Annotated in this window: 1 protein-coding gene; it reads left to right on the forward strand. The window is 73.6% G+C overall.

What is annotated here, in order from left to right; all coding sequences use genetic code 11:
- Positions 1-141: 141 nt before the first annotated feature.
- Positions 142-1,161 (forward strand): adenylate/guanylate cyclase domain-containing protein (locus tag CCN44_RS40795; protein ID WP_086704235.1); only part of this gene is annotated, 1,020 nt, incomplete at its 3' end.

The following is a 1,161-nucleotide window of genomic DNA, read 5'->3' on the forward strand; positions in this document are numbered from 1 at the left end:
CCCTGGCGGTGGTGGCGGGTCACGTAGCCGGTGGCGGGAGGGGGCCCGTCGGCCGAACCCTACGGAGTGAGCTGGCGCACACCTGCCGTAGAGTTGAGGCCGGTCGATACCTGACCGCGGCAGATCGGAAGGGCAGCAGGCGTGACCGTCGACGACACGGGCTCCGGCGCTGGTGGGGACGGCCGGGTGGACCCCCACGCCCCCGACTCCGGCGATGACCCGCTGGCCCTGCGGCTCGAACAGCTCATCCTGGGCGCCGAGCGCCGTTACACCCCGTTCCAGGCCGCCCGCAGCGCCGGCGTCTCCATGGAGCTGGCCTCCCGGTTCTGGCGAGCCATGGGCTTCGCCGACATCGGGCAGGCCAAGGCGCTCACCGAGGCCGACGTGCTGGCGCTGCGGCGCCTCGCCGGTCTGGTGGAGGCGGGACTGCTGAGCGAGGCCATGGCGGTGCAGGTGGCCCGGTCCACCGGGCAGACCACCGCCCGGTTGGCGGAGTGGCAGATCGATTCCTTCCTGGAGGGCCTGACCGAGCCGCCGGAGCCGGGGATGACCCGGACCGAGGTGACGTACCCGATCGTCGAGCTGCTCCTGCCCGAGCTGGAGGAGTTCCTCGTCTACGTGTGGCGTCGGCAGCTCGCCGCCTCCGCCGGCCGGGTCGTGCAGGCGGCCGACGACGAGGAGATGGTCGACCGGCGGCTCGCCGTCGGCTTCGCCGACCTCGTCGGCTTCACCCGGCTCACCCGCCGGATGGAGGAGGAGGAACTCGGCGAGCTGGTCGAGGCCTTCGAGACCACCGCGGCCGACCTGGTGGCCGCGCGCGGCGGCCGGCTCATCAAGACCCTCGGCGACGAGGTGCTGTACGCGGCGGACGACGCGGGGACGGCCGCGGACATCGCGCTGCGGCTGGTGGAGACGCTGGCGAACGACGAGACGATGCCCGAGCTGCGCGTGGGCATGGCGTTCGGCACGGTGACCACCCGCATGGGCGACGTGTTCGGTACGACGGTGAACCTGGCCTCCCGGCTGACCTCCATAGCGCCGCGCGACGCCGTCCTCGTCGACAGCGCCTTCGCCGAGGAGCTGATCCGCACCGGCGAGGCGCCCGCCTCGGAGGCGGAGGCGGCGGAGGCCGCGGCGGCGGCCGAGAAGGAGGGCGAGGAG

The sequence above is a fragment of the Streptomyces tricolor genome (assembly GCF_002155905.1).
GTDB lineage: Bacteria > Actinomycetota > Actinomycetes > Streptomycetales > Streptomycetaceae > Streptomyces > Streptomyces tricolor.